Annotated in this window: 16 protein-coding genes; 6 read left to right on the top strand and 10 right to left on the bottom strand. The window is 65.0% G+C overall.

The window, feature by feature from the left end:
* Window positions 1-58: 58 nt before the first annotated feature.
* Entirely contained in the window at window positions 59-835 is a 777-nt protein-coding gene (locus ASB57_RS23785; RefSeq protein ID WP_057656391.1) for an SURF1 family protein, read from the bottom strand.
* A gap of 52 nt (window positions 836-887) precedes the next feature.
* Here ASB57_RS23785 and ASB57_RS23780 point away from each other — a divergent pair, with 52 nt between their 5' ends.
* On the top strand, window positions 888-1,088 hold the full coding sequence (locus tag ASB57_RS23780; protein ID WP_057654428.1) for a twin transmembrane helix small protein: 201 nt from the start codon (window positions 888-890) through the stop codon (window positions 1,086-1,088).
* 7 nt (window positions 1,089-1,095) lie between these two features.
* Here the strand turns inward: ASB57_RS23780 and ASB57_RS23775 are convergent, their stop codons facing one another.
* From ASB57_RS23775 to coxB, 5 genes are all read right to left on the bottom strand, one after another.
* Entirely contained in the window at window positions 1,096-1,971 is an 876-nt protein-coding gene (locus ASB57_RS23775; protein WP_057654427.1) for a cytochrome c oxidase subunit 3, read from the bottom strand.
* Window positions 1,972-2,006: 35 nt separating this feature from the next.
* Entirely contained in the window at window positions 2,007-2,252 is a 246-nt protein-coding gene (locus ASB57_RS23770; protein ID WP_231755226.1) for a DUF2970 domain-containing protein, read from the bottom strand.
* Between the two features lie 8 nt (window positions 2,253-2,260).
* A complete protein-coding gene (locus ASB57_RS31760; protein ID WP_255361993.1) occupies window positions 2,261-2,392 on the bottom strand; it encodes a hypothetical protein in 132 nt (43 codons plus the stop codon).
* Window positions 2,393-2,395: 3 nt separating this feature from the next.
* Window positions 2,396-3,997, bottom strand: coding sequence for a cytochrome c oxidase subunit I (gene ctaD / locus ASB57_RS23765; RefSeq protein ID WP_057654426.1), 1,602 nt, complete (start codon window positions 3,995-3,997; stop codon window positions 2,396-2,398).
* Between the two features lie 101 nt (window positions 3,998-4,098).
* On the bottom strand, window positions 4,099-5,259 hold the full coding sequence (coxB, locus tag ASB57_RS23760) for a cytochrome c oxidase subunit II (protein WP_057654425.1): 1,161 nt from the start codon (window positions 5,257-5,259) through the stop codon (window positions 4,099-4,101).
* A gap of 318 nt (window positions 5,260-5,577) precedes the next feature.
* Between coxB and ASB57_RS23755 the strand changes: the two genes are divergently transcribed.
* Window positions 5,578-6,393, top strand: coding sequence for an NUDIX hydrolase family protein (locus ASB57_RS23755; RefSeq protein WP_057656389.1), 816 nt, complete (start codon window positions 5,578-5,580; stop codon window positions 6,391-6,393).
* Between the two features lie 60 nt (window positions 6,394-6,453).
* Here the strand turns inward: ASB57_RS23755 and ASB57_RS23750 are convergent, their stop codons facing one another.
* On the bottom strand, window positions 6,454-8,994 hold the full coding sequence (locus ASB57_RS23750; RefSeq protein WP_057654424.1) for a cation:proton antiporter: 2,541 nt from the start codon (window positions 8,992-8,994) through the stop codon (window positions 6,454-6,456).
* 321 nt (window positions 8,995-9,315) lie between these two features.
* Here ASB57_RS23750 and ASB57_RS23745 point away from each other — a divergent pair, with 321 nt between their 5' ends.
* Window positions 9,316-10,107 carry a phosphodiesterase gene (locus tag ASB57_RS23745; protein ID WP_057656388.1) on the top strand — a complete coding sequence of 264 codons (792 nt, stop codon included), beginning with the start codon at window positions 9,316-9,318 and terminating at the stop codon, window positions 10,105-10,107.
* 240 nt (window positions 10,108-10,347) lie between these two features.
* On the opposite strand, the gene rpoH is transcribed toward ASB57_RS23745, so the two are convergent.
* From rpoH to fghA, 3 genes are all read right to left on the bottom strand, one after another.
* Window positions 10,348-11,232 (bottom strand): RNA polymerase sigma factor RpoH, encoded by an 885-nt coding sequence (gene rpoH / locus ASB57_RS23740; protein WP_057654423.1) that lies wholly within the window; start codon window positions 11,230-11,232, stop codon window positions 10,348-10,350.
* 149 nt (window positions 11,233-11,381) lie between these two features.
* Window positions 11,382-12,065, bottom strand: coding sequence for a hypothetical protein (locus ASB57_RS23735; protein WP_057654422.1), 684 nt, complete (start codon window positions 12,063-12,065; stop codon window positions 11,382-11,384).
* A gap of 99 nt (window positions 12,066-12,164) precedes the next feature.
* A complete protein-coding gene (fghA, locus tag ASB57_RS23730; protein ID WP_057654421.1) occupies window positions 12,165-13,013 on the bottom strand; it encodes an S-formylglutathione hydrolase in 849 nt (282 codons plus the stop codon).
* Window positions 13,014-13,276: 263 nt separating this feature from the next.
* Here fghA and ASB57_RS23725 point away from each other — a divergent pair, with 263 nt between their 5' ends.
* The 3 genes from ASB57_RS23725 to ASB57_RS23715 all read left to right on the top strand — a co-directional run bounded on the left by ASB57_RS23725 (window position 13,277) and on the right by ASB57_RS23715 (window position 20,515).
* Window positions 13,277-13,993, top strand: a complete 717-nt coding sequence (locus ASB57_RS23725; protein WP_057654420.1) for a hypothetical protein — start codon at window positions 13,277-13,279, stop codon at window positions 13,991-13,993.
* Window positions 13,994-14,254: 261 nt separating this feature from the next.
* Window positions 14,255-18,991, top strand: a complete 4,737-nt coding sequence (locus ASB57_RS23720) for a glutamate synthase-related protein (RefSeq protein WP_057654419.1) — start codon at window positions 14,255-14,257, stop codon at window positions 18,989-18,991.
* A gap of 60 nt (window positions 18,992-19,051) precedes the next feature.
* Window positions 19,052-20,515 carry a glutamate synthase subunit beta gene (locus tag ASB57_RS23715; protein ID WP_057654418.1) on the top strand — a complete coding sequence of 488 codons (1,464 nt, stop codon included), beginning with the start codon at window positions 19,052-19,054 and terminating at the stop codon, window positions 20,513-20,515.
* Window positions 20,516-20,540: the final 25 nt, after the last annotated feature.

The raw sequence follows: 20,540 nt of genomic DNA, 5'->3' as shown, positions 1-20,540 counted from the left end.
AGATCCCTGTCATTTTCGCCTGCCGGCATCCCCGCGACGGGACCGGTCGGTTGTCAGTTTAAGGTTCACGCCGGCGGCGCAGCGCGCGCCAGGCCACAACCAGGAAAGCAATGCCCGCGATGGTCGCGAACCCGAACCACTGCAGCGCATACCCGCGGTTCTGGTTGAAATCCACCGACGGCTGCGGCCAATCCCGCTTGAGCGTGTCGCCAACCTCACCGCGCTGCTCCAGCACGGCGGGCAACAGCCGCAGCCCCGTGGCGCCGGCATACGCCGTCAGATCCAGATTCTGCACCGTGGGCGGCTTGCCCCCGTCCACCGGCAAACGCTTGGGCAAGCCATCTTCAGGATCGTTCCCGAAATGCCAGATTTCGAACAGGCGCGGCACGCGCTCCACCAGCTCGCCGGTCACCGACTGGCTGGCCACGGGCGCGGGCGGCGCCACGGCGGCGGGCTGGCCCGGCGCCGCCCGCGGCATCCATCCCCGCAGCACCAGCACGGCGCTTGGAGGATTGCTGTCGTCCAGCAGCAGGGGCGTGGCGATCCAATAGCCCGGCAGGCCGTCACGGTTGCGATTATCGAGCACCACCGTCAGGTCATCCCGATAGCGGCCGCTGGCCTGCGCCGGCCGCCACGGCTGCAACTGCGCGGGAGGTGTCGCGGGCGTCAGCACCAGCGGGGCCTGCGCCCGCCCGCTTTCTATGGTCTGCAATATGGCCAGGCGTTCGGCGGCCCGATGCAGTTGCCAGCGTCCCAGGGAGGCCAGCACGAACACCGCGATGGCCAACAACAGCAGAGCGGCCAAGGTGCGTGCGGTGCTGTGAGGACGTACCATGTGCATCTACAACAATTCCAATTCGGGGCGTCCGTGCCCGGGGAGACCTGCCATGCGTGTGCTTGTCGTCGTCGCCTTCATCGGCATCCTGGTGAGCCTGGGCTCCGCCCTGGTCTACCTGATGAAAGACAAGGGCAAGACCAACCGCACGGTCAATGCGCTGACCGTGCGCATCGGCCTGTCGGTGGCCTTGTTCCTGTTCGTGCTGCTGGCGCACCAGCTGGGCTGGATCCAGAGCACCGGCATCCGATAAGGCTTTCCTACAGCCAGTACACGAACAAATACAGCCCCAGCCACACCACGTCGACAAAGTGCCAATACCAGGCGGCGCCTTCGAAGCCGAAGTGGTGATCGGCGGTGAAATGGCCGCGCAGCAAACGCACCAGGATGACGGTGAGCATGGTGGCGCCCATGATCACATGGAAGCCGTGGAAGCCGGTCAGCATGAAGAACAGCGACCCATACGCGCCGGAATTGAAGCGCAGGTTCAACTCGGTATAGGCGTGGTGGTATTCCATGGCCTGGCAGGCCACGAAGATGAAGCCCAGCAGGATGGTGCAGGCCAGCCAGAAGATGGTCTTGCCGCGGTGATTCTCGCGCAGCGCATGGTGGGCGATGGTCAGGGTCACGCCGGAACTCAGCAACAGCGCGGTGTTGATGGTGGGCAACCAGAACGGCCCCACGGTCTGGAAGTGCTCGACCACGCCGGCCGGCCCGAAATTGGGCCATTGGGCGGTGAAGTCCGGCCACAGCAGCAGCTTGTGATCGAGGTCGCCCAACCACGGCGTGGTGATGGTGCGCACGTACCACAGCGCGCCGAAGAAGCCGGCGAAGAACATCACTTCCGAGAAGATGAACCAACTCATGCCCCAGCGGTAGGACACGTCCACCCGCTTGCTGTTCAGGCCGCCTTCCGACTCGCTGATGGCGTCGCCGAACCAGAAGTACAGCACCGTGACCAGACTGAGCAAACCGACCAGCACCATCCACTTGCCGATGTCGACACCATTGATCCACGCCGCCGCGCCCAGGGCGGTGACCAGCAAGGCCAGCGCGCTGCGCACCGGATGGCCGGAGTCCGCCGGCACGTAGTAATAAGGTGCCTCTTTCGCTTCAACCGAGTGACCTGCACTCATGGTGTTCTCCCAGGTACGGATGTTCGAATACTTTTTCAGCTGAGGCTGGCAACCGCCCAGCGCACGATGGAAATCAGCAAGATCACAAACAAAGCGCCCGCCAGCACGGCGGCAACCACCAGGTGGACCGGATTGAGCCTGGCCATGTCATCGCGATAACCGGAACCCTTGCGGATTCCCAGCAACCCCCAGGCCACGGCCTTCAGGGTCTGCAGGAAAGACAGCTTGCGCTGCGTGGCGCCGCTCTCGACTTGGTCATGGTCATGGTCCATGGCGGTCATGGCCTGGCTCACACGCCGCCGCGGGCAAGCGGCGCGAACAGGCTGCTGCCCTTGAACAGCGCCCAGACAAAGATCACCAGCACCACGGCCAGCAGCGCCATTCCTACAGCCTTGTTGCGGCGGCGTTGTTCGGGTGTCATGGCTTACTTGACCTCCGGCGGTTCCACGAAGGTGTGGAAGGGCGCCGGCGACGGCACCGTCCACTCCAGGCCTTCCGCCCCTTCCCAGGGCTTGGCGGACGCGCGCTCGCCCTTGCCGGCGAAGCAGCGCAGGATGGCGTACAGGAAGATCAGCTGCGACAGGCCGAACCAGAAGGCGCCGATGGTGGCGATCTGATGGAAGGTGGTGAACTGCGCGGCGTAATCGGCATAACGGCGCGGCATGCCGGCCAACCCCAGGAAGTGCATGGGGAAGAAGGTCAGGTTGAACGACAGCAGCGACATCCAGAAGTGCCACTTGCCCAGCTTCTCGCTGTACATGTAGCCGGTCCACTTGGGCACCCAGTAATAGGCGCCGGAGAACAGGCCGAACAGCGAACCGGCCACCAGCACGTAATGGAAGTGGGCCACCACGTAATACGTGTCCTGCACCTGGATATCGATGGGCGCCACCGACAGGATCAACCCGGTGAAGCCGCCGATGGTGAACACGAAGATGAAGCCGATGGCGAACAGCATGGGCGTCTCGAACGTCATCGAGCCGCGCCACATGGTGGCCACCCAGTTGAACACCTTCACCCCGGTCGGGATGGAGATCAGCATGGTGGCGTACATGAAGTAGAGCTGGCCGGTCACCGGCATGCCCGTGGTGAACATGTGGTGCGCCCACACGATGAAGGACAGCACCGCGATGGCGGCGGTGGCGTACACCATCGACGCATAGCCGAACAGGCGCTTGCGGGCAAAGGCCGGCACCACGGCCGACACGATGCCGAACGCCGGCAGGATCATGATGTAGACCTCGGGGTGCCCGAAGAACCAGAACACGTGCTGGTACAGCACGGGATCGCCGCCGGCGGCCGCGTTGAAGAAGCCGGTACCGAAATGGCGGTCGGTCAGCACCATGGTGATGGCGGCGGCCAGCACCGGCATCACGGCGATCAGCAGGAAGGCGGTGATCAGCCAGGTCCAGCAGAACAGCGGCATCTTCATCAGGGTCATGCCGGGCGCGCGCATGTTCAGGATGGTCACGATGACGTTGATGGCGCCCATGATGGACGACGCGCCCATGATGTGCATGGCGAAGATGGCCATGTCCATCCCCGGTCCCATCTGCAGCGACAGCGGCGCGTACAGGGTCCAGCCGGCGGCGGTGGCGCCGCCCGGCGCGAAGAAGGACGCGGTAAGGATCAGCGCGGCCACCGGCAACAGCCAGAAGCTGAAGTTGTTCATCCGCGCGAAGGCCATGTCCGACGCGCCCACCTGCAGGGGAATCATCCAGTTCGCGAATCCGACGAAGGCCGGCATGATGGCGCCGAACACCATCACCAGGCCGTGCATGGTGGTGAACTGGTTGAACAGCTCGGGGCGGAAGAACTGCAGCCCCGGCTCGAACAATTCGGTGCGCAGCAGCAGGGCCAGCGTACCGCCCTCCAGCAGCATGACGAACGAGAAGATGAGATACATCGTCCCGATGTCTTTGTGATTGGTGGCGAACAACCAGCGCCGCCAGCCCGTGGGCATGGCGTGGTGATGGTCATCGTGACCATGGCCCGGCGAGACGTGGTCGACAGTGACGCTGCTCATGATGGACTCCTTGCCGCTTGGCACCGGCTCCGTTTCAGCGGGACCGGGTTATATGCTCGGTTGCTAGCGCGGCGGCCCGCGGGCCGCCGCCTCCGGCGCGCTTAGCGCGCCCCTTTGACGTCGGCCGGCTTGATGGTCGGATCCTGGCCCTTGCCCTTGTTGTCCCAGGCATGGCGCGTATACGTGATCACCGACGCGATCTCGACGTCGTTCAGCTGTCCGCCGAAGGCCGGCATGGCCGTCCCGGGGTGGCCCAGCAGCACCGTCTTGATCTGTTCAGCCTTGGGACCCAGCACGATGTGATCGCCGTCCAGGGCCGGGAAGGAACCGGGCACGCCCTTGCCGTTGGCCTGGTGACAGACCACGCAATTCGCGCCGAACACCTTCTCGCCCCGGGCGATCAGCTCGGGCTCGGTCCAATCCTTGTTGGGATCGTCAGCCTGCGCCGCCATCTTCTTCTTTTGGTCGTCGACCCACTTGGCGTAGTCGTCCTTGGACAGCACCGTCACCACGATGGGCATGAAGGCGTGGTCCTTGCCACAGAGCTCGGCGCACTGGCCCCGATAGGTGCCGACCTTTTCCGCGCGGAACCAGGTGTCGCGCAGGAAGCCGGGAATGGCGTCCTGCTTGACGCCGAAATCCGGAATCATCCAGGAGTGGATGACGTCCACCGCCGTGGTGATCACGCGCACCTTCTGGTCGACCGGCACCACCATGGGGTTGTCGACTTCCATCAGGTAGAACTCGCCCTTGGGCTCGCGGTTTTCGATCTGCGCCCGCGGCGTGGACAGGTTGGAGTAGAACTTGACCCCGTTGGCGGCGCCGTCGAGATACTCGTAACCCCACTTCCACTGGTAGCCGGTGACCTTGATGGTGACATCCGGACTGGACGTATCTTTCATGGCGACCACGGCCTTGGTGGCCGGCAGCGCCATGGCGATGACGATAAGGAAGGGAATGACCGTCCACGCGACTTCGACACCGACGTGTTCGTGGAAGGTGGCGGGTACGGCGCCCTTAGATTTGCGGTGCGCCCAAATGGAATAAAACATGACGCCAAAGACGCCAAGGAAGATCACCACGCAAATGGTGAGCATCATCCAGTGCAGCCACATCACATTATGTGCAATCTGCGTGACGCCTTCGTGCAGATTCAGCTGATTGACCTTCGGTCCTCCGGGCATATCGACGACCTGCGCCCGGGCCCCGCCGCCAACCAGCATGCCACAGGCGCCGGGTAACCCTCTCCACCACTTCTTCATGCTGACCCTTTTTGCAGTACGCGTGAGGCCCTACCCAACCGCGGTTACACCGTGGACAGACACGGAAACGCGTAATTATTGGTTGGCGGATTCTGAGGGGGCGAATGCCTCCCCTTCGATCCTGCTCGAATCACAAAGAAACGGGCGGATTATAACGGACACGTCACTCCGTGTAATTGCTGGCTACCCATCAGCACGGCCCGCCATCCCTGCACTAGAATCGCCGCCATGCAGCAAAAATCCACGCTCCCCCCGCTCTCGGACGATGCCGTCCGCCCCCTTGCCGACCCCGCGTCGACAGGGACTCGCTGGCCCGCCCTGGCCGCGCACGCACGCGAGCTTTATGCCTTGCTGCAAGAGCGCGCCGTGGAGCCGGCACAGGAGCTGTCCCGCCCCGTCTTCGTGGCCGGCGTCCCCTGTGGCCTGGCCACCCTGGCCGCCTGTGATGCACTGCGGCATCTGGCCGGGGTAAAGGTGGAGAAGGACGCCCTTTGGCTGGGTGTAAACCCGGAGGCGGATGCGGGCAGCGAGCCGGGCCGGGAGCCCGCCGTCAACCCGTTACTGGCCCAGGTCGCCCAGACGCTGCGCGACGCCAACTGCCTGCGGGGCTGGCGCGATGAATTGCTGGATGTGCTGGACCAGACCGGCCGCCCGGTCGGCGCCATCGAGCGCGCCGCGGTGCGTCCCCTGGGCCTGCTGACGCGCGCCGTGCATTTGAATGCCTGGACCCCCGACGGCCGCCTGTGGATCGCGCGCCGGGCCTTGAGCAAATCCACCGATCCCGGCATGTGGGATACCTTGGTGGGCGGCCTGGCCGGCAGCGGCGAGGACCTGGACCTGGCGCTGGTGCGCGAATGCGGCGAAGAAGCGGGGCTGGACGCGCCCGACATCCAGGCGCGCGAGCCCATGCGCACAGTGTTGCGCATGCACCGCCGCCTGCCGGAGGGCTATCAGGTGGAAGACCTGCTGGTCAGCCGTTGCGTGCTGCCGGCGCATGTGCGGCCGGCCAATCGCGACGGCGAGGTCATGGAGATCGCCACCGTCGAACCCGCCCGCGCCCTGGAGATGGTGGCGGCAGGCGAATTCACCCTGGAAGCCGCCCTGGTGATCGCCGACGAGCTGGCCGGCCGGTGAATCTGGCGTAGACCCCAGCCAAGACCCCGGCTTAGCCCCCGCCTGCGACTGCGACGAGGGCTAGGGCTGAGTCGGCTGGGTGGGCGTGGCAGGCGGAGTAGGCGCGTTGGCGGACGAGAACTGCCGCCACACCTCGATCGCCCGCATGCGCTGACGCGCCACGGTCTCTATCCCTTCACGCAGGCCGGGATCGCGCGCCAGCAGGGCGCGGAAGTCGCGCGCCGACATCATCAGCAGTTTGCTGTAGCCCAGGGAGGTGACCTCCGGCATCATGACCTGCTCGCCCAGCAGGGCCAGCTCGCCGAAGAACTCGCCGCTGCCCAGTTCCACCGTCGTGTGGTCAGGCAGATGCACCGTCACCGCGCCCGACGCGACGAAGCACATTTCGTCGACATTGCGTCCATGTCCCAGCACCAGCTGGTCCGGCAAGGTCAAACGCGGCTTCAGAAGCTTGCAGATGGCGCGCAGGGAATCCGCGCTGAGCTGCTCGAACAGGGGCACCCGCTTGACCAGTTCGGTGGCGCTCATCTCGATATCCAGCGGCGGATGACGGTCGATGTGGGCCCAGCGGTGTTCCAGCTTCTGCACCAGATCGGCATAGACTTCGCCACTGATCAGCGACTGGCCCAGCATCTCGCGATAACGCATGCGCTCCAGCTGCCGCGCCACGCGGCCCAGATAGCTCTCCTGCAACCACAAGGCGTAAGACGGATATTGCAGATTGAGCGCCTGCAGCGCGTTTTCGATAGCGTCCAGGCGGCGCTGGTGCGCCCGCACCAGCACTTCGGCGGTTTCCTCGCCCAACAGCGGCTTGATCTGCTGGCCGGCGAACGCGATCAACCTTTGCGCCACGGTGCGCTTGCACATCAAGGCGGCAAACCGCTGGCCCAGTTCGGACGCCAGCCAGCGCTGGAAGCCGAACAGATAGTGCATGCGCAGCGCCACGCGGAAGGCTTTTGAATAACGCACATCCGCCGCGATGCCGTTCTCGAACCCGCCCAGGCCGCCCGCGCGGACGGCGTCTTCCAGGCGTTCAGAGCGCGCCAGCAGGGATTCGGCCAGACGCCAGTCGACGATCTGCGCCTTCAACACGTCGAAGAACATTTCCTCTTCGCGGCGCGCCAGGATGGCCAGGCCCACCGACACCCGGGCGTCCAGCGACATGCTGCTGACCTCGCCGTCGCGGATCGCCTGAAGGCTGTTGTCGAACACCGTGCGGATGCGCTCGCGCACTTCCGGCCCGATGTGATCCGCGCTGGCCACTTCCTCGGTCTTGCCCTGCAGGTCCTCCAGCGCCACCATCACCGCCTGGTTGCGGATGGTGCGTTCCATCTGGGACAGCTCATTCAGCCGCAGCAGGCGCATCAAGGGCCGCAGGCTGATGCCGTTGACGAACAGCGTCAGCAGCACGAAGCCGGTGGTCGCCACCGCGACGAACTGGCGCGCCGCTTCCGGCACGTCCTCCCGCTCGGTCACCGCCAGCGCCAGGGCCAGCGACACCGCGCCGCGCAAGCCGCCCCACAGCATCACGGTCTTGTAGGCCCGGCTGACCCTGGTGCGCAGCCGCGTCAGCTTGAGCAGAGGCAGCATGCCGAACACCACGATCCCGCGAGCCACCAGCGTGGCGACGAACAACACCAGGATCAGCCACAAGTCCGCGCCGGTGGCTTCTTCCATGATGCGCGGAATCAGCATGGCGGCGAACAGGAAGATCAGGGAATTGGCCCAGAAGCCGAATTGCGCCCACGCGCTGGTCAGGTATTCGAAGGTGGTCGGCGCCATGCGGGTGCGGCCCGTCGACCCGACCACCAGGCCGGCGATCACGGTGCCGACCACGCCGGACACGCCCAGATAGTGTTCGGACACGTAGAAGGTGAGATAGGCCAGGGTCAGGGTCAGCGTGATTTCCGCCGCCGGGAAGCCGCGCAGCCAGGCGAACAGCACGCAGGCCAGGCGCCCCATGAAATACCCCGCCAGTCCGCCGCCCACGAAGTGGACGACGAAGTCGGTGAACACGTTGCCGACCGACAGCTTGCTCTGCCCCGTCATGATGCCCACCAGCACCGAGTACAAGGCGATGGACGCGGCGTCGTTGAACAGGCTTTCCCCTTCCACCAGGGTGGTCAGGCGCTTCGGCGCGCCCAGGTCGCGGAAGATGCTGACCACCGCGGCCGGATCGGTGGTGGCGACGATGGCGCCCAGCAGCAGGCAGGCGACCAGACCGTACGGCGACAACCAATGCAGCGTGTAGCCGACCACCACCGTGCAGACCAGCACCGCGACGATGGCCATCATCAGGATGGGCCCGATATCGTCCAACAGACGCCGGACGTTCATCGACAGCGCGGTTTCGAACAGCAGGACGGGCAGGAAAACGGTAAGGAAAGTTTCCGACGAGATCTCGAACTTTTCGATCGAGTCCAGCATGTCGGACAGCACCGGCGGCGCCCAGCCATGCATGTGCATGCCCAGGCCCAGCAGGCAGCCGACGATGGCCAGCAGCACCGAATAGGGCAGTTTCAGCCGCCCCGCCAGCGGCGGCATGAAGCACACCAGCGTCAGCAGTGTCGACAAGCCGAAAACAAGTATTCCCACATCCATATCTTTTTATCCCGCCGCCTCTATCCCGTTAACCGTAGAGAATAGCGGACTTTTTTACACGTCCGCGCCTGCCAGGGCGCCCTGTGGGGCTTTGGAAGGGAATCTGAAAGCACTTTTCGTTACCCGAATGGATTCATGGACGATGCCGCCCGCGACCGAATTTCGCTAAGGTGAGGAGCAGCGTGATTCGTGCAGTACGCATTGCGCTACCCGTATAAGTTGCCGGAGTCGCCTTTGCCACCAGTTCATCCCCCCGCGTCCACCGGCCCCACCGCCGAGCCTGCCCCTGCGCCCGGCCCGGCGGCTCACGCCGACCGACCCATCCTTGTCATTCATCTGAGCGATGCGCATCTGTGCGCGAATCCGGGCCTGATGCTGGGCGTCGATACCGAAGCCAGCCTGCGCGCCGTGGTCGACCAGATCCACCGGGAGCATTGCGACGCGGATCTCGTGCTGGCGACGGGGGATCTTTCCCAGGACGGCAGCGACGCGTCTTACCGCCGCTTCGCCCGCATGGTCGGTGAACTGGGCCTGCCCGTGCGTTGCCTGCCCGGCAACCATGATGCCCCCGCCGTGCTGGCGCGCGCCTTGGGCAACTGGGCCAAGCCGGTCACCGATGTCGGCGCATGGCGGGTCATCACCTTGAACTCCACGGTGGCGGGCTCCAACGGCGGGCATCTGGACCGGCAGCAACTTGAGTTGCTGGATACGGCGGCCGCCAGCGCGGGACCGCGGCCGGTGCTGGTGGCCCTGCATCACAACGCCGTTCCCATGACGCCGGACTGGCACGACACCATGATGCTGGACAACGCCACCGAGCTGTTCCGCCACCTTGGGCGCTGGCGCAATATCCGCTTGCTGCTATGGGGCCATGTGCATCAGGAATTCGATCGTCGGCGCGGCAATATGCGGCTGCTGGCGACGCCGTCGACGTGCTTTCAATTCACCATCCGTGACGGCCGCCATCGCCTGGACACCAGCGCGCCCGGCTACCGTTGGCTGAAGCTGTATCCCGATGGCTCGGTCGCCACCGGCGTACGGCGGCTGGATGCCAGGGCGTGGGAAGCGATGTTGCAGGGATGGGCGCAGTTCGAGGCGGACCAGGCGGCTTAGCGCGGGCGAGTTTCCGTCGGCGCGCGCCAATAAAAAACGGGGCACCGCGTAGGTGCCCCGTGAACCACCTGTCTCATAGGGGAGGGGAAAGAGGAGAAGCCGAGACAGGTGAGGCCGCAGTACTGGCATTGCGTTCAGCATGCAGCCCGAATTGATTAGGTACGTTGGCGGGGATTTAGTTTCGCCAGGATTATGTTTTTTCCTGGTGAGTTGTATCCGAGCGTTACCCCAGCGACCGATTTACGCCGCCAACGAACCACGCATCTTCTTCAGCGCCGCCGCCTCGATCTGGCGGATGCGCTCGGCCGACACGCCGAACTCCGCGGCCAGTTCGTGCAGCGTGGAACCGCCGTCGTCCTGCAGCCAGCGCGCCTGAATGATGCGGCGCGAGCGTTCGTCCAGCTTGTCCATCGCGCCCTTCAGGCCTTCGCCCTGCAGATCCTCACGCGCCTTGCGCTCGAGCACCCGCGTCGGCTCCTGCCGGCCTTCGTCGGACAGATAGGCGATGGGCGCGTAGCTGTCGTCGTCCTCGTCCTGGTTTTCCAGGGAGAGTTCGCGACCGGACATGCGCACTTCCATCTCGCTGACGTCTTCGCGGCGCACGTTCAATTTGCTCGCGATCTCGTCGACCTGATGGGTGTCCAGCGTCTTGCCATCCGGACGCATGCTGCGCAGGTTGAAGAACAGCTTGCGCTGGGCTTTGGTGGTCGCCACCTTGACCAGGCGCCAGTTCTTCACGATGTACTCGTGAATCTCGGCCTTGATCCAGTGCACGGCAAAGGACACCAGGCGCACGCCGCGCTCGGGATCGAAACGCTTGACGGCCTTCATCAGCCCCACGTTGCCTTCCTGGATCAGGTCGGCATGCGGCAGGCCATAGCCCAGATACTGGCGTGCGACGGACACCACCAGGCGCAGGTGCGACAGCACCAGCTCGCGGGCGGCGCCCAGATCTTCGTTGTCGCGCAGACGACGGCCGAGCGAAGTTTCCTGCTCAGCGGTCAGCACCGGCAGACGGTTGACGGTGGAGATATACGCGTCGATCGTACCCAGCGCACCGGGGTTGCCGATGGCCAGGGAGAGCGCGTTACCAGAGACGGTCAACGAAGAATTTGCTTGTTTCATGGTGAGTTTTCTCCAGGAAACCTGAATAAAGTGGAACTGATCTTAGCACTCGATGTGCGTGAGTGCTAATTGGACAGACGCATTATGGTCATAGTTCCCGACTATGGCTTATATGACCCTGATCCCTGTCAGCGAATAGGGAAATAGGCCTACCAGCCGCGCTGTTTCAGCCCGTCGGTAGTGGCCTGGCCGTCGGGGCGGACGAACAGCGCCCCCCGGGGATCGAGGAACACCCGGTAGCGGGCGCCGTCGAACATGGGCATATAGGCGCCGCTGCCGAACTGGACATCCACGAAGGGCAACCAGGTGGGGAAGCTGCGCTTCAGCGTCGCCAGGTCCGGCGCCCGGGTATCGCCCAGAGGATAGACCGTGCGCGGCTGAGACTGTTCCGCCACCGGATCCTCGTAGCGTCCGGACAGCCGGTCCATACGGTAGAGCGGCGGCACCCCGGCCAACAGCGCCGGCAACTGCCATCGCACCACGCGGGCGTCGATCTGCCACTGGTCGCCCTGCACCCGGAACTGGCGCGGAGGCTGGCCTTCCAGCTGGCAGGTAATCAGATACTGGCGCTCGCCCTGTTGTTCCAGGCTGATGCTTGCCACGGGTTGATCCGTCGTCAGGCGGTGGAACTGGTACAGCGACCCGCCGAGCAGGCCGGACACCATCGCCAGGGCCAGGATCAGCAGCCCGACCAGCCGGCGCAGCGGCCGCAGACGGAACTGCTTGCGCCCGTTGATGTCGCGCGGACCGCCCCGGCCCAGGAACAGGCCGGCACCGATCAGCAAGGCCACCAGGGCCGGAACAAGAATCCACAGGAAAGGAGCCACAGCCAATCCGCTACCCCGCTAGGGCTTTCGACAGTTTCAGTATATCGACCTCGTCAACCCTGTGCGGCCAGGCCTTCTGTTTCGATATAGACAAGGCGTAACAGCTCAGGTCAGCCTCTTGGCGTGGAAGCGCAGGTGGTCTTCCATGAAAGTGGAGATGAAGTAGTAGCCGTGGTCGTAGCCCTCGTGGCGGCGGAGATCCAGGGGCTGGCGTGCCTGTACGCAGGCGGCTTCGAAGGCGTCCGGGTACAGCTGTTCGGCCAGGAAACTATCGGCCAGGCCCTGGTCCACCAGGATGCCGCCCGGGAAGGGCGCCTGCGCCTGGCGCATCAATTCGGTGGCGTCATAGGCCGCCCAGGCGGCGCGGTCCGGTCCCAAATAGTTACCGAAGGCCTTGTGACCCCAGGGACACTGGCTGGGCGCCGCCACCGGCGCGAACGCCGACACCGAGCGGAATTTGGCGGGATTGCGCAAGGCCAGCACGAGGGCGCCATGACCGCCCATCGAATGGCCGAAGATGCCGGTGCGGGTGGCATCGCCCGGCAGCTCGCCGGTCACGATCCCGTACAGCTCTTCCGTGACGTAGCTGTACATGCGGTAGTGCTGGCTCCAGGGCGCCTGCGTAGCGTCCAGGTAAAACCCGGCGCCCGTGCCGAAATCCCAGTTGTCGTCCTCGCCGGGGACGCCAGCGCCCCGCGGACTGGTGTCCGGGCTGACCAGCAGCAGGCCCAGCTCGGCGGCCAGGCGCTGCGCGCCGCCCTTGATCATGAACGTTTCTTCGGTGCAGGTCAGGCCCGCCAGGTAGAACAGGGCAGGCACACGTCCCTGTTCCGCCTGCGCCGGCACGAAAACCGAAAAGCGCATGGGCAGACCGATCTCGGCGGAATCGTGGCGGTAATAGCGCTGCCAGCCACCGAAGCAACGATGCTGGGAAATCAGCTCCAGACCAGCCATAGGGAAACTCCTGTAATGAACGCGAAAGGGACCAAGAAGACGGCAAAAACGAGGGATACGTAGCCTGGAAATGTTAACCCGCGCCTGTGTTGCCTGAGCGGACGGGGACAGTTCGACACAATCCCACGGTCGGGCAGGGGTGCCGCAACGGCGGGGAGTCGGGTAATCTTGGATGTACTTGGTATTGCGCGGCGGCTTTTACGCGGTACCATTTATTGCCAATGCGCTCTTTTGCGCGCCGCATGCTCAAGATTTGAGACCCTATGGCACGCCTGCCCCGACTGTACGCTCCCGGACTGCCTCAACTTGTCCTCGCCAATTTCATCCACCCGCTGGCCGCGCCGTCGCAGCCCGCGCCGGCGGACACTCTGAATCAGGTCGCCACCTGGCTCGGCGAGACCGCCACGCGGAATCGCGTCGCGCTGCATGGCTGGCTGCTCGCCAGCGATCGCATCCTGCTGCTGGCCACGCCCGTGGACGGGGAAGGATTGCCGCGCCTGATGCAGACGCTGGGCCGTAACCTGGCTGCGCGCCTGCGCGGCGGCCGGGTATTCGCGGGCCGTTACCGCTCGGCCCTGGTCGAACCCGGCGCCTGGGTGCTGCCGGCCCTGGTCTGGCTGGAAACCTACGCCGTTCGCAGCGGCGCCACCCATGATGCGGAACTGTGGCCCTGGTCCTCGGCGGCCGGCCACACCGGCACGGCGGCGACCCAGGCTGCCTGGATGTCGGACCACGCGGACTATTGGTCCTGTGGCAACACGCCGTTCGACCGCCAGGCCAACTACCGCCGCCGCCTGCAGGAAGGTCTGTCGCAAGAGCAGATCCAGCGCGTCGACCAGGCGGTGCAGGGCCAGTGGGCCCTGGGTGGCCCGTCCTTCATCGCCTCCCTGTCGCATACCGCCAGCCGCCGCGTCACCCCGGGCCAGCGTGGACGCCCGCGCAAGAAGCCCGCGGAGCCGGTTCCTACCGAAACACCTTGAGACATCCCCCACCGGGGTAAAAATCGAAAAAACCGGGTCCGTCCCGGTTTTTTTATTGAGTCTTTTCAAAGGGACAGGCTGATAGCTTAGTTTATCCGTCCCCGTTTATCTCAAATTACACATCCTCTGAAATGATTTAGGGACGCACCCTATTTATTTCCCTTGCGAGCGTCGTTGCAGCGCAGTATCGTCGCGACTCGCGTTGCAACATTACGCCCGTAGATTTCTTATTTTCAGCAGCCCCACGCCCTGGAGCGCTATATGTCCGCCTCTATGACCTCTTCCTCCTGTCCGCCGGCACAGCCCATCGACGCGTCGCGCATCGGCATGCCCGCCCCCCAGGGTCTGTACCACCCGAACAACGAGCACGACGCCTGCGGCGTCGGCTTCGTGGCCCACATCAAAGGCCGCAAGAGCCACGCCATCATTCAGCAAGGCTTGAAGATCCTGGAGAACCTCGATCACCGGGGTGCCGTGGGCGCGGACAAGCTGATGGGCGACGGCGCCGGCATCCTGATCCAGATCCCCGACGCGCTGTACCGCGAGGAAATGGCCCAGCAAGGCGTGACCCTGCCGCCGCCGGGCGAATATGGCGTCGCCATGGTCTTCCTGCCCAAGGAAACCGCGTCGCGCCTGGCCTGTGAACAGGAACTGGAACGCGCCGTGCGCGCCGAGGGTCAAGTGTTGTTGGGCTGGCGCGACGTGCCGGTGGACGTGGACATGCCCATGTCGCCCGCCGTGCGTGGCCTGGAACCCGTGATCCGCCAGCTGTTCATCGGCCGCGGCGCCGACGTGATGGTGCCGGACGCACTGGAACGCAAGCTGTACGTCATCCGCAAGACCGCCAGCCACGCCATCCAGAACATGCGTCTGGCCCACGGCAAGGAATATTTCGTGCCTTCGGCGTCGGTGCGTACCGTCGTCTACAAGGGCCTGCTGCTGGCCGACCAGGTTGGCCGCTATTACCGCGACCTGGCCGACACGCGCACGATTTCCGCGGTCGCCCTGGTGCACCAGCGCTTCTCGACCAATACCTTCCCCGCCTGGCCGCTGGCCCACCCCTACCGCATGATCGCCCACAACGGCGAAATCAACACGGTGAAGGGCAACTTCAACTGGCTGCGCGCCCGTGAAGGCATGATGCAGTCGGCGGTGCTGGGCGACGACCTGCCCAAGCTGTACCCCATCGTCTACGAAGGCCAGTCGGATACGGCAACGTTCGACAACTGCCTGGAACTGCTGGTCAACTCCGGCTATTCCCTGGCCCACGCCATGATGATGATGATCCCGGAAGCCTGGGAACAGCACACGCAGATGGACGAAAGCCGGCGCGCTTTCTACGAATACCACGCCGCCATGATGGAACCCTGGGACGGCCCCGCCGCCGTGGCCTTCACGGACGGCCGCCAGATCGGCGCCACCCTGGACCGCAACGGCCTGCGCCCGGCGCGCTACCTGGTCACCGATGACGACATGGTCATCCTGGCGTCGGAATCCGGCACCCTGCCCATTCCGGAAAACCGCATCGTCAAGAAGTGGCGCCTGCAGCCCGGCAAGATGTTCCTGATCGACCTGGAACAAGGCCGCATCATCGACGACGCCGAAATCAAGTCGCAACTGTCCAACTCGCGTCCCTACCGCCAGTGGATCGAACGCCTGCGCGTCAAGCTGGAATCGCTGCCGGCTCCCAAGACCGTCAACACCCCGACGCGGTCGGCCTCGTCGCTGCTGGACCGCCAGCAGGCCTTCGGCTGGACCCAGGAAGACTACAAGTTCATTCTCGAACCCATGGCGACCAGCGGCGAAGAAGCCATCGGCTCCATGGGCAACGACGCGCCGCTGGCCGTGCTGTCGAACCGGCCCAAGGCCTTCTACAGCTATTTCCGCCAGCTGTTCGCTCAAGTCACCAACCCGCCCATCGACCCCATCCGTGAACAGATGGTGATGTCGCTGGTGTCCTTCATCGGCCCCAAGCCCAATCTGCTGGACATCAACAACGTCAACCCGCCGCTGCGCCTTGAAGTGGCGCAGCCGGTGCTGGACGGCGCCGCCATGGCGCAGATCCGCGACATCGAACAGGTCACCGGCAAGAAATTCCGCAGCCAGGAACTGGACATCACCTATCCGGCCGCCTGGGGTCGCGAGGGCATCGAAGCCCGCGTGGCGGCCCTGTGCGCGCGCGCCGTGGATGCGGTGCGCAGCGGCTTCAACATCCTGATCGTGTCCGACCGCCTGGTCGATAACGACCGCGTCGCCATTCCGGCCCTGCTGGCCACGTCGGCGGTGCACCAGCACCTGATCCGCGCCGGCCTGCGTACCAACACCGGTCTGGTGGTGGAAACCGGTTCGGCGCGCGAAGTGCACCATTTCGCCCTGCTGGGCGGCTACGGCGCCGAAGCCATCCACCCGTATCTGGCGCTGGAAGCGCTGGAACAGATGGACGACCCGGAAAAGGCGGTCAAGAACTTCGTCAAGGCCATCGGCAAGGGCCTGAACAAGGTCATGTCCAAGATGGGCATCTCGACCTATATGTCCTACACCGGCGCGCAGATCTTCGAAGCCGTGGGCCTGCAGTCGGGGCTGGTCAACAAGTACTTCACCGGTACGTCCAGCAACGTCGAAGGCATCGGCATCTTCGAGGTCGCCGAGGAAGCCCTGCGCCTGCATCGCGCCGCTTTCAGCAGCGACCCCGTGCTGGCCAACGACCTGGAAGCGGGCGGCGAATACGCCTACCGCGTGCGCGGCGAAGAGCATATGTGGACGCCGGATTCCATCGCCAAGCTGCAGCACGCCACGCGTGCCAACAACTACCGCACGTATAAGGAATACGCGCAGATCATCAACGACCAGAGCCGTCGCCACATGACCCTGCGCGGCCTGTTCGAGTTCCGCTTCGATCCCACCCGCGCCATCTCGCTGGACGAAGTCGAATCGGCCAAGGACATCGTCAAGCGCTTCGCCACCGGCGCCATGTCGCTGGGTTCGATCTCCACCGAAGCCCACTCGGTGCTGGCGGTGGCGATGAACCGTATCGGCGGCAAGTCCAACACCGGCGAAGGCGGCGAAGACGAACTGCGTTACCGCGGTGAAATGCGCAACGGCGGCAAGAGCATCGTCAAGGACGGCGACACGCTCGCCACCATCCTGGGCGAGGACCGCATCGCGGCCGACGTGCCGCTGACCGCGGGCGACTCGCTGCGCTCCAAGATCAAGCAGGTGGCTTCGGGCCGTTTCGGCGTCAGCGCCGAGTACCTGTCCAGCGCCGACCAGATCCAGATCAAGATGGCCCAGGGCGCCAAGCCCGGCGAAGGCGGCCAGCTGCCCGGCCACAAGGTGTCGGAATACATCGCCAAGCTGCGCTACTCGGTGCCTGGCGTGGGCCTGATTTCACCCCCGCCGCACCACGACATCTACTCGATCGAAGATCTGGCCCAGCTGATCCACGACCTGAAGAACGTCAACAGCAAGTCCTCGATCTCGGTCAAGCTGGTGTCCGAAGTGGGTGTGGGCACGGTGGCCGCGGGTGTCGCCAAGGCCAAGGCCGACCACGTGGTGATCGCCGGCCATGACGGCGGCACGGGCGCATCGCCGGTGTCGTCGATCAAGCAGGTCGGCACGCCGTGGGAACTGGGCCTGGCTGAAACCCAGCAGACCCTGGTGCTGAACCGCCTGCGCAGCCGCATCCGCGTGCAGGCCGACGGCCAGATGAAGACCGGCCGCGACGTCGTCATCGGCGCGCTGCTGGGCGCCGACGAGTTCGGCTTCGCCACCGCGCCGCTGGTCGTGGAAGGCTGCATCATGATGCGCAAGTGCCATCTGAACACCTGCCCGGTGGGCGTGGCCACCCAGGACCCCGTCCTGCGCGCCAAGTTCCAGGGCAAGCCCGAGCACGTCGTCAACTACTTCTTCTTCATCGCCGAGGAAGTGCGCGAAATCATGGCCCAGCTGGGCATCCGCCGCTTCGACGAGCTGATCGGCCGCGCCGACCTGCTCGACACCCGCGCCGGCATCGGCCACTGGAAAGCCAGCGGCCTGGACTTCAGCCGCGTGTTCTACCAGCCGGCCACCGACGGTCCGGTGCGCCAGGTCGAAGAACAGGATCACGGCCTGGCCGCGGCCCTGGATCATCAACTGATCGAACGCAGCCGTCCGGCCATTGAACGTGGCGAGAAGGTGTCATTCATCGTTCCCGTGCGTAACCGCAACCGCACCATCGGCGCCATGCTGTCGGGCGCGGTGGCCTCGCGTTATGGCCACGAAGGCCTGCCGGACGACACCATCCATATCCAGTGCAACGGCACCGCCGGCCAGAGCTTCGGCGCGTTCCTGGCCCACGGCATCACCATGGACCTGGTGGGCGAAGGCAACGACTACGTCGGCAAGGGACTCTCGGGTGGCCGCATCATCGTGCGCTCGCCCAACGACTTCCGCGGCTTCGGCCCGGACCACATCATCGTCGGCAACACCGTCATGTACGGCGCGCTGGCGGGTGAGGCTTTCTTCAACGGCGTCGCGGGTGAACGCTTCGCGGTGCGCAACTCCGGCGCCGCGGCAGTGGTCGAAGGTACCGGCGACCATGGTTGCGAATACATGACCGGCGGCACCGTGGTCGTGCTCGGCGGCACGGGCCGTAACTTCGCCGCGGGCATGTCCGGCGGCGTGGCCTACGTCTGGGATCCGGACCGCAGCTTCCGCCACCGTTGCAACCTGTCCATGGTCGAACTGGACAGCGTCCTGCCGCACAGCGAGCAGGAAGCGCTGAACAACATCGACGTCTGGCACAGCGCGCAGCGCGGCCATGAACGGCAAACCGACGAAGCCATCCTGCGCCGCCTGGTGGAAGAACACTTCCGCTACACCGGCAGCTACCGCGCCCGCGAAATCCTGGGCGACTGGGAAGCTTCGCGCGGCAAGTTCGTCAAGGTCATGCCGACTGATTACAAGCGCGCGCTGGGTGAAATGTGGCGTGCGGCCAATCCTCGCAAGATGGCCGCCTGATCGCAACCGCACATACACATACCGCCCGCCCCGCCAACAGGTATAGGACTTAGCACTACCATGGGAAAAATCACCGGCTTTCTGGAATTCCAGCGCCTGAACGAGGCCTACGCGGCGCCGACCGCGCGCCTGAAGAACTGGCGCGAGTTCGTGCTGCACCTGGACGACGACCAGGCCAAGCAGCAGGCTGCCCGCTGCATGGACTGCGGCATCCCGTTCTGCAATAACGGTTGCCCCGTCAACAACATCATCCCGGACTGGAACGACCTGGTGTACCGGCAGCAATGGCGCAAGGCGCTGGACGTGCTGCACTCCACCAACAACTTCCCCGAGTTCACCGGCCGCATCTGCCCGGCGCCTTGCGAGGCTGCCTGTACGTTGAACATCAACGACGACGCGGTGGGCATCAAGTCGATCGAGCACGCCATCATCGACAAAGGCTGGGAAGAAGGCTGGGTCACGCCGCAGCTGCCCGTGCGCAAGACCGGCAAGAAGGTTGCCGTCATCGGTTCGGGTCCGTCGGGACTGGCTTGCGCGCAGCAACTGGCGCGCGCCGGCCATGCCGTGACGGTCTTTGAAAAGAGCGACCGCATCGGCGGCCTGCTGCGCTACGGCATCCCCGACTTCAAGCTGGAGAAGTCGCAGATCGACCGCCGCATGTCGCAGATGGAAGCCGAAGGCGTGGAGTTCTGCCCGTCGACGTATGTCGGCGACCCCGCTGACGCTGCCGATGGCCTGACCACCCGCACGCCGGAGTCGCTGAAGGAAGAGTTCGACGCCGTGGTCATGACCGGCGGTTCGGAAGCGCCGCGCGATCTGCCGGTGCCTGGCCGTGAGATGGAAGGCGTCTACTTCGCCATGGACTTCCTGCGCCAGCAGAACAAGGCCGTGGCGGGCGACCGTCTGGCCAACCAGACCCTGGCCAAGGGCAAGCACGTCATCGTCATCGGCGGTGGCGACACCGGCTCCGATTGCGTGGGCACCAGCAACCGCCACGGCGCCGCGTCGGTCACCCAGTTCGAACTGATGCCGCAACCGCCCGAATCGGAAAACCGGCCGATGACCTGGCCTTACTGGCCGGTCAAGCTGCGCACGTCGTCTTCGCACGAAGAAGGCTGCGACCGCGACTGGGCCGTCACCACCAAGTCGCTGCAAGGCGAAAACGGCGTGGTGAAGAAGCTGGTCGCCGCCCGCGTCGAGTGGGTCAAGGACGAAGCCACGGGCCAGATGAAGATGCAGGAAGTGGAAGGCTCGGAATTCGAAATGAAGGCCGACCTGGTGTTCCTGGCCATGGGCTTCGTGTCGCCCGTGCAGAAGGTGCTGGATGCCTTCGGCGTGGACCGCGACAGCCGCGGCAACGTGCGCGCCAACACGGACGACTATCGCACCAGCGTGGACAAGATCTTCGCCGCGGGCGATATGCGTCGCGGGCAGTCGCTGGTGGTCTGGGCCATCCGCGAAGGCCGCCAATGCGCGCGCTCCGTCGATGCCTTCCTGATGGGTGACAGCGACCTGCCGCGTTAAGGCACAGAGCCTGCTCGACACCCCG

It is taken from the genome of Bordetella sp. N (genome assembly GCF_001433395.1).
GTDB lineage: Bacteria > Pseudomonadota > Gammaproteobacteria > Burkholderiales > Burkholderiaceae_B > Bordetella_C.
Note: the sequence above shows the minus strand (reverse complement) of the source record. Positions and strands in the feature narration are given on the sequence as shown.

What these genes read in the sequence shown, in the direction of transcription:
- ASB57_RS23785 (WP_057656391.1), bottom strand. Translation starts at nt 835, where the DNA reads ATGGTACGTCCTCACAGCACCGCACGCACCTTGGCCGCTCTGCTGTTG.
- ASB57_RS23780 (WP_057654428.1), top strand. Translation starts at nt 888, where the DNA reads ATGCGTGTGCTTGTCGTCGTCGCCTTCATCGGCATCCTGGTGAGCCTG.
- ASB57_RS23775 (WP_057654427.1), bottom strand. Translation starts at nt 1,971, where the DNA reads ATGAGTGCAGGTCACTCGGTTGAAGCGAAAGAGGCACCTTATTACTAC.
- ASB57_RS23770 (WP_231755226.1), bottom strand. Translation starts at nt 2,252, where the DNA reads ATGACCGCCATGGACCATGACCATGACCAAGTCGAGAGCGGCGCCACG.
- ASB57_RS31760 (WP_255361993.1), bottom strand. Translation starts at nt 2,392, where the DNA reads ATGACACCCGAACAACGCCGCCGCAACAAGGCTGTAGGAATGGCGCTG.
- ctaD (WP_057654426.1), bottom strand. Translation starts at nt 3,997, where the DNA reads ATGAGCAGCGTCACTGTCGACCACGTCTCGCCGGGCCATGGTCACGAT.
- coxB (WP_057654425.1), bottom strand. Translation starts at nt 5,259, where the DNA reads ATGAAGAAGTGGTGGAGAGGGTTACCCGGCGCCTGTGGCATGCTGGTT.
- ASB57_RS23750 (WP_057654424.1), bottom strand. Translation starts at nt 8,994, where the DNA reads ATGGATGTGGGAATACTTGTTTTCGGCTTGTCGACACTGCTGACGCTG.
- rpoH (WP_057654423.1), bottom strand. Translation starts at nt 11,232, where the DNA reads ATGAAACAAGCAAATTCTTCGTTGACCGTCTCTGGTAACGCGCTCTCC.
- fghA (WP_057654421.1), bottom strand. Translation starts at nt 13,013, where the DNA reads ATGGCTGGTCTGGAGCTGATTTCCCAGCATCGTTGCTTCGGTGGCTGG.
- ASB57_RS23725 (WP_057654420.1), top strand. Translation starts at nt 13,277, where the DNA reads ATGGCACGCCTGCCCCGACTGTACGCTCCCGGACTGCCTCAACTTGTC.
- ASB57_RS23720 (WP_057654419.1), top strand. Translation starts at nt 14,255, where the DNA reads ATGTCCGCCTCTATGACCTCTTCCTCCTGTCCGCCGGCACAGCCCATC.
- ASB57_RS23715 (WP_057654418.1), top strand. Translation starts at nt 19,052, where the DNA reads ATGGGAAAAATCACCGGCTTTCTGGAATTCCAGCGCCTGAACGAGGCC.